This is a genomic window from Rhodobium orientis (genome assembly GCF_003258835.1).
In the GTDB taxonomy this organism is placed as follows: domain Bacteria; phylum Pseudomonadota; class Alphaproteobacteria; order Rhizobiales; family Rhodobiaceae; genus Rhodobium; species Rhodobium orientis.
Genome location: NZ_NPEV01000043.1, coordinates 41,180 through 48,871 on the forward strand (window position 1 = coordinate 41,180; position 7,692 = coordinate 48,871).

Sequence of the window (7,692 nt, forward strand, 5' to 3'; positions counted from 1 at the left end):
AATTGATTCGGCGGTGCGGCGTTTCCGAATCTGAGGCAGTTTCAATTCAACAACCGGAGAGTCTGGCATGGCGCGGGCTATTGCTGCGCATGCGAGCGATTGGATTCGCCGTTTTTTCGTCCGTCAGACGAATGACGATGATGTCCTGCGCGGCCATGTCAAACTCCTTGCCCGACCGGCCTACAGCCGGCTGCTGAAGGCCGAGCCCTATATCCGCCGGTCGATCCCCGTTCTCATCATCGTTTTCGTCGTGACCCTGGCGCTGGTGCGGGCGACGTCGCTGATCAGCGACCGCGTCGAGATCAAGGCCGAAGCCGAGGACGAGCTGTCGCTGATCGCGACCGCGCTCTCCTCGCAGCTCAATCTCTCCGAACCGAAGCTGCCGGAAGCCGGATTCCAGACCGCGCTCAGGGCCGCCCTTGCCGATTCCCTGCCGCCCGGCGCCACCAGCGACCAGCGGATGATCCTCGTTGCCGACGCCAACGGCGCGGTCGCCGCCTCGGCCCCCACGCGGCTGGACCTCGACGGTCACGCGCTCACCGAATATCTCGGCTATTCGCAGCCGCTGACGACCTTCGGCGCGCGCGCCGGGGTGCTGGAATACACCCTGCCGAACGGGCAGGACGTGATTGCCACCGTGCGCCACATCAACGGCCGGGTCGGCATGGTCGCCGTGGTTCAGCCGGTCGACGCCATCCTGTCGGACTGGCGCATGCGGGTGTCGTCCCATGTCTCACTGTTCGTGTGCACCGCCGGCACGCTGATCATCCTCGTCTATGCCTATTTCGCCCAGTCGACCCGGGCGCACGAGGCCGACACCATCTATTCGCGCACCCAGGCGCGGATCGAGACGGCGCTGCAGCGCGGCCGCTGCGGGCTGATCGACTGGGACCTGTCGCGCGGGCGGATGTTCTGGTCGACATCGATGTACGACATATTGCACATGCCGCCCCGGGACGACCTGATCGGCTTCGGCGAGGTCAACGCCCTCGTCCATCCCGACGACGGCAGCCTCTACGAACTCGCCGAAAGCCTGCTGCGCGACCAGGAATACATCGTCGACCGGGTGTTCCGGATGCGCCGCGCGGACGGCACCTGGATCTGGCTGCAGATCCGCGCCGAGGTGGTCAAGGAGACGCCGGCCGGCTCCGCGCACCTGATCGGCATCGCCGTCGACATCACCGAGCAGCGCAAGCTGGCCGAGCGCACCGCCACCGCCGACATGCGCCTGCGCGATGCCATCGAGACGATCTCGGAGGCCTTCGTGCTGTGGGACACCGAGAACCGGCTGGTGATGTGCAACACCAAGTACCAGCAGTTCTTCGACCTGCCGGCCGGCGCCATCGTCGCGGGCACGCACTATGAAGACGTCATGCGCGAGGCGCGCGAGCCCATCGTGATGACGCAGATCATCGAGGACGACCGCGCCGAACAGGGATCGCGCAGCTACGAGGCGCAGCTTGAAGGCGACCGCTGGCTGCAGATCAGCGAAAGGCGGACCAAGGACGGCGGCTTCGTGTCGGTCGGCACCGACATTTCGGCCCTGAAGCGCCACGAGGAAAAGCTGATGGACAGCGAGCGACGGCTGATGGCCACCGTCGCGGACCTGCGCCAATCGCGCAAGAAGCTGGAAACCCAGGCCCAGCAACTGGTCGAACTGGCGGAAAAATATGCCGACGAGAAGACCCGCGCGGAAGACGCCAACAAGGCCAAGTCCGAATTCCTCGCCAACATGTCGCACGAGCTCCGGACGCCGCTGAACGCCATCATCGGCTTTTCCGACATTATGCAGCAGGGAATGTTCGGCGATCTCGGCTGCGACAAGTACATGGAGTACTGCTCCGACATCAACGAAAGCGGCACGCACCTGCTCGACGTCATCAACGACATCCTCGACATGTCGAAGATCGAGACCGGGCGGCTGTCGCTCAAGATGGAGCCGCTGGACTTCAACGAGATCGTGCGGGAATCCACCCGGATCATGTCGCCGGAAGCCGCACAGAAGAACATCACCATCAATGCGGACCTGCCGAACGACGCCGAGGCGGTCGGCGACCGGCGGGCGATGAAGCAGATCCTCATCAACCTGCTGTCGAACGCCGTGAAGTTCACCGGCGACCGGGGCCAGGTGACAGTGCGGGCCCGGCGCGCCGATGGCGGCCTCAACATCGAGATCGAGGACACCGGCATCGGCATCTCGCGCGCCGACGTGAACCGGCTGGGCCAGCCCTTCGTGCAGGTGGAGAACCAGTTCACCAAGAGCCACAAGGGCGCCGGCCTCGGCCTTGCCATCTCGCGCTCGCTGATCGAGCTGCACGGCGGGGAGATGGACATCCGCTCGGAAATCGGCGTCGGGACCATCGTCGCCATCCGCTTGCCCGGGCCGGCCGACACCGACGAGGTCCGCGAGTTCCAGGAGACGATGGACATCTGAGGACCGGCGCGTTCCTCTCGGTGAAGTGCTCTACCCCTCTTCCGGCCTTATCACAGGCCCGACGAGGTGTTCGAAGACGCTCCTGACTTCCGCTTCCGTTTCCCTCAAGTGCACTTCCAGCCTTGCGAACTCCGGCAGGCCCGCCGCCTTGGCCAGCACCTCCTTCAGCCCGAGCGGCGCGTCTTCCGCCTTGAACGGACCGGAAATGGCGAGCCGCAGGATCTGGGTCAGGTCCTGGTAGAGGGTGATCGCCGGGATCAGCACTTCCGCATCGCCGGCGCCCAGCACTCCGGCACGAAGCGCGTTCTTCAACGCCGTCAGCGTGTTGCGGGCAAGGATCTCCGGGTGCGTTCGCCCGAAGGCGAGCTGCAGGTACTGGGCGATGAACTCGATGTCGACGAGGCCGCCGGCGACCTGCTTGATGTCCCAGGGATCGTTCGTGCCCTTTTCCTTCTCGATGCGAAAGCGCATGGCGGCGACCTCGGCGGCGAGCATTGCCGGATCGCGCTCGCGCACCAGCACCTCATCGATGCAGGACCGCACCCGGTCGCCGAACGCGGTGTCGCCGCCGATGACGGCGGCGCGGGTCAACGCCATGTGTTCCCAGGTCCAGGCGTCCTTGGCCTGGTAGCGTTCGAAGGCCGCGACGTGGGTGGCGAGCGGCCCCGCATTGCCGGAGGGCCTGAGCCGCATGTCGACCTCGTAGAGGGTGCCTTCCGGCGTCGGCGCGGAAAGCGCCGCGATCAGCCGCTGGGTCAGCCTTGCGTAGTACTGGCTCGGCGCCAGCCCGCGGCGGCCGTCCGATTCCCTGGTGTCCCCGTCGATGTCGTAGAGCAGCATCAGGTCGAGGTCGGAGGCCGCCGTCATCTCGCTGCCGCCGAGCTTGCCGAGCGCCAGCAGCGCGACCCTGGCGCCCGAAAAGGTACCGTGGGCGCGCTCGATCTCGGCCGTCGCCTCCGCAAGCAGCGTGCGCACCAGGACGCCCGCAAGAGTGGCGAAGGCATCGCCGGCCTGGCTGGCCGACAGGGTCCCCGTCAGGACCCGGACGCCGATCAGGAACATCTGCTCCTGGCCGATGATGCGCGCACGGTTGAGCCTTTCCTCGTAGTCGCCCGCCTCGGCGAGGAAGTCAGTGACGCGCCCGGCGATCTCCTTGCCGCTCGGCACGGTGCCGAAAAAGGCCGGGTCGAGGACGGCGCCGAGCACCCGCGGGCGCCGGGCGATGGTCTGGCCGAGGCGCGGCGCGGCACCGAGGATGATCGCCATCAGGCCGAGCATGTTCGGATTCGAATGCAGCATGGAGAAGAGCTGCACTCCGGCCGGCAGGCGCGAGACCATCTCGTCGAAGGCGCGGAACGCGGCGTCGGCGTTTTCCGTTGCCGCCAGGGCCTCCAGGAGCGCCGGCGTCAATTCAGTGAGTGCCTCGCGAGCGCGGGTGGAGCGCATCGCCGGATAGCGGCCGTAATGCCAGGCGCGGATCGCGCGGATCACCTCGCGCGGCTGCTTGAAGCCGATGCCGGCGAGCGTCTCGAGCGTCCCCGGATCGTCGTCGTCGCCGGTGAAGACGAGGTTGCCGAGGCTGCCGGAAAGCTGCTGCTCGGCCTCGAAGAGTTCTGCATAGTGGCCGCGCACGGTCTCAAGGTGATGGCGCAGGTCGCGCGCAAAGGCATCGAGGTCGGCGTAGCCGGAAAGCCGGACGACGCGCATCAGGGCGCCCTCCTCCTCCGGCAGGAGCTGTGTCTGCTCGTCATTGACCATCTGGATGCGGTGTTCGACGCGGCGCAGGAACGTGTAGGCCGCGGCGAGTTCGTCTCGGGTCGAGGCATCGACCCAGCCGAGATGGACCAGCTCGTCGAGCATCTCCAGCGTGCGCTTGCCGCGCAGCGACATGTTGCGGCCGCCGGCGATCAATTGCTGGGTCTGGACGAAGAACTCCACCTCGCGGATGCCGCCATGGCCGACCTTGACGTTGTGGCCGGCAACGCCGATGGCGGCGAAGCCCTTGTGGGCGTGGATCTGGCGCTTGATCGACTGGATGTCGGCGATCGCCGCATAGTCGAGATATTTGCGCCAGATGAAGGGGGCGATCTCGGCCAGGAAGCCGTCGCCGGCCACCCTGTCGCCGGCCGCGGCGCGCGCCTTGATGAGGGCGGCGCGCTCCCAGTTCTGGCCCATGGACTCGTAATAGGTGAGCGCCGCCGGCAGGGAGATGGCGACCGGGGTGGCGCCGGGATCGGGGCGGAGCCTGAGGTCGACGCGGAAGACGTAGCCGTCGGCCGTCCTCTCCTGCATGATCTTCACCAGCCGCTTGGTCAGGCGGACGAAGAAGGTGGCGGCGTCGGAGCGGTCCTTCAGCGGCGCGCGGTCGGCGGCGTAGAGGATGATGAGGTCGATGTCGCTGGAATAGTTGAGCTCGCGGGCGCCGTGCTTGCCCATGGCCAGCACCACATAGCCGCAGCCGGCCTCCGGATCGTCCTCGTTCAGCCCCTCGACCTTGCCCTGGCGGGCGTAGTCGCGAAACAGGAAGCGGACGGTGGCCTTGAGCGCCGCATCGGCGATGTCGCTGAGGGCGCGGGTGACCTCCACGACCGACCAGGCGCCGCCGAGATCGGCAACGGCGATGGCAAGCGCGGCCTTCGCCTTGATCCGGCGCAGCCGCGCCATCAGCGAGGCTTCGTCCTCCACGGGCGCCAGCGCCTCGTCGACGAGGCCGGCGATGAAGCCCGCCGGCTCGGCCGCAAGGATCACGCCAAGGGATGCGGGATCCTTGAGGGTGATGTCGCGGAGATAGGGGGCGTTGGAAAAGACGGCGCCGAGGAAGGTGGCAAGGGCGGGCTCGGATTCGATCAGACCGATAACGGCCTCGCCGCCATCGGCGGCTCCCGCCCGGGCACGGAGGTCGGCGACGAGGCCCTCGGCGACCTCGGCATCGGCCGGCGGGACGGTCGCAGCGATGCGCCCGGCAAGCGGGCCGCCGTCCCTCGGCGTCTCGTTTCCTGTCGCGCCCGTGTCGGCCATGGCCGCATCTCCCTGGCATTTTTTCCGGCCGGGGCAGGCAATGGCCGCGGCCTATTTTGCCGGAAACCTCAATGTGGAGACGAGGCCCGGATGGTTGTCGGCGAAATCGAGGTCGCCGTTATGCATCCGCGCGACGGCCTGCACAAGGCTGAGGCCGAGGCCGGAGCCCGGCGCGTTGCGGCTGGCCTCCAGGCGCACGAAGCGCTGGCGGACCTTTTCGCGGTCGCCTTCGGGAATGCCGGGGCCGCGATCGGCGACGGCGGCGACCACGGTCGACCCCTCGCGGCCGACCTTCAACGAAATCCGGTTGCGGTCCTCGCCTTCTGCGGCGGCCTCGTCGCCCCCCTCCTCCAGCGGCCGGCCGTATTTCAGCGCGTTATCGATGAGGTTGGCGAGCGCCTGGGCGATCAGTTCGCGGTTGCCGTGGACCTTTGCCGGGCCGGCGATATCGACGGCAAAGCGCGTGCCGGCGTCCTCGGCGACAGGCTCGTACATTTCGGCGACCTCCGCGGCGATCTCGGCAATGTCGATGTCGGACATGACGACACCGGAGGAACTGGCCTCGACCCGGGCAATGGCCAGGAGGGCATCGAAGGTGCGGATGAGCTGGTCGGAATCCTCGATCACCTGTTCCAGCACATCGCGGGTATCGGTCTCGTCGATGGGCTCGCGCAGCGCCGTCTCGACCCGGTTCCGGAGCCGCGTCAACGGCGTCTTCAGGTCGTGGGCGATGTTGTCGGAGACCTCTTTGAGGCCGACCATCAACTGCTCGATGCGGCCGAGCATGGCGTTGAGGCTCTCCGCCAGCCGGTCGAACTCGTCGCCGGTGCCGGTGATCTGCAGGCGCCCGGACAGGTCGCCGGACATGATCTGCTTGCTGGTCTCCGATACGGAATCGATGCGCTTCAGGACCCGCCGGTTGACGAAGAACCACGACAGGAGGCCGAGCGCGATCATGACGACGATGGTGATCCGGAAGGCCTGGCGGATGACGTCGCGGAACTGCTCGCGCTCGCCGATATCGCGGCCGACGAGAAGCCGGAAGCCGCTCGGCAGTTCCACCACCTTGACCAGCGCCAACTGGTCGCCGACCTCGTTTCCGGTGCCGTCGAAGCGGGCATAGCGCAACCGCTGGGGCCTTGCATCGGGATCGGCGAGCACGGCTGCCGGAACGCTCGCAACGTTGCCGGCAATGGCGTTGCCGCTGAAGTCGGTGACCAGGAACAGGGAGGCGCCGGGGCGGCGCGACAGGTGGTCGACGAAACGCACGACGCGGCCGATGCCGCCGCGCTCGTATTGCCGGACCAGATCGCCGATCTCCTCGTCGATGGTCTCGTTGAGCTGGCGGCCCAGCACCTCGGAGGTGTTGTGGGCGATGTAGATGATGATGAACACGGCCAGCGCCGCGAACACCACCAGGTAGATCGCCGACAGCTTGAAGGCCGTGGTGCGGAAGAGCTTACCGAGCGCCGTCACGGATCACATATCCCGCGCCGCGCACGGTCTGGATCAGGGGCGTCTCGAAGCCCTTGTCGATCTTGCCGCGAAGGCGCGACATGTGCACGTCGATCACATTGGTCTGGGGATCGAAATGGTACTCCCAGACGTTTTCCAGGAGCATGGTCCGGGTGACCACCTGGCCGGCGTTCTTCATCAGATATTCCAGGAGGCGGAACTCGCGCGGCTGCAGGGTGATCTCCTGGCCGCTGCGGCGCACGGTGTGGGAGAGCCGGTCGAGCTCCAGGTCGCCGACCTTGTAGAGCACCTCGGCGTGCTCCGGCTTCTGGCGCCGGTTCAGCGCCTCGACCCGGGCGAGCAGTTCGGAAAAGGCATAGGGCTTGGCGAGGTAGTCGTCGCCGCCGGCGCGCAGGCCGGTGACGCGGTCGTCGACCTGGCCGAGGGCGGACAGGATCAGCACCGGGGTGCGGTCGCCGGAGCGGCGCAATTCGGAGACGATCGACAGGCCGTCGCGCTTGGGCAGCATGCGGTCGACGACGAGCACGTCATAGCTGCCGGTCGCCGCCATCTGCCAGCCGGTGTCGCCGTCCAGCGCATGGTCGGCGACGTGGCCGGCCTCGTTGAGGGCCTTGCCGAGATAGACCGCCGCTTCGCGGTCGTCTTCGATCACCAGAATCCGCATGGGGCGCACTATACAAACAAACCGGACGGCGCGGGAAAGGCTAAAGGGACGCGCAAGTCGCGCGTCCCCTGAAAAGGGCCGGGACGGCAGGCCGGATGGC

4 protein-coding genes are annotated in these 7,692 nt (G+C 67.2%); 1 reads left to right on the forward strand and 3 read right to left on the reverse strand.

Features of this window, described 5'->3' with window-relative positions; all coding sequences use genetic code 11:
• The first annotated feature begins 67 nt into the window (after positions 1-67).
• Positions 68-2,434: a PAS domain-containing sensor histidine kinase gene (locus CH339_RS17475; RefSeq protein ID WP_111435665.1), complete on the forward strand. Its 2,367-nt coding sequence runs from the start codon at positions 68-70 to the stop codon at positions 2,432-2,434.
• A 30-nt stretch (positions 2,435-2,464) separates the two neighbouring features.
• On the opposite strand, the gene CH339_RS17480 is transcribed toward CH339_RS17475, so the two are convergent.
• From CH339_RS17480 to CH339_RS17490, 3 genes are read right to left on the reverse strand one after another with little or no spacing between them, the layout of a single operon-like run.
• Positions 2,465-5,452 carry a bifunctional [glutamine synthetase] adenylyltransferase/[glutamine synthetase]-adenylyl-L-tyrosine phosphorylase gene (locus CH339_RS17480; RefSeq protein WP_111435666.1) on the reverse strand — a complete coding sequence of 996 codons (2,988 nt, stop codon included), beginning with the start codon at positions 5,450-5,452 and terminating at the stop codon, positions 2,465-2,467.
• 51 nt (positions 5,453-5,503) lie between these two features.
• A complete protein-coding gene (locus CH339_RS17485) occupies positions 5,504-6,928 on the reverse strand; it encodes an ATP-binding protein (RefSeq protein WP_111435667.1) in 1,425 nt (474 codons plus the stop codon).
• Positions 6,912-7,592, reverse strand: a complete 681-nt coding sequence (locus CH339_RS17490) for a response regulator transcription factor (RefSeq protein WP_111435668.1) — start codon at positions 7,590-7,592, stop codon at positions 6,912-6,914. The genes CH339_RS17485 and CH339_RS17490 overlap by 17 nt, the downstream gene beginning before the upstream one ends.
• Positions 7,593-7,692 lie beyond the last annotated feature (100 nt).

What these genes read in the sequence shown, in the direction of transcription:
- CH339_RS17490 (WP_111435668.1), bottom strand. Translation starts at nt 7,592, where the DNA reads ATGCGGATTCTGGTGATCGAAGACGACCGCGAAGCGGCGGTCTATCTC.
- CH339_RS17475 (WP_111435665.1), top strand. Translation starts at nt 68, where the DNA reads ATGGCGCGGGCTATTGCTGCGCATGCGAGCGATTGGATTCGCCGTTTT.
- CH339_RS17480 (WP_111435666.1), bottom strand. Translation starts at nt 5,452, where the DNA reads ATGGCCGACACGGGCGCGACAGGAAACGAGACGCCGAGGGACGGCGGC.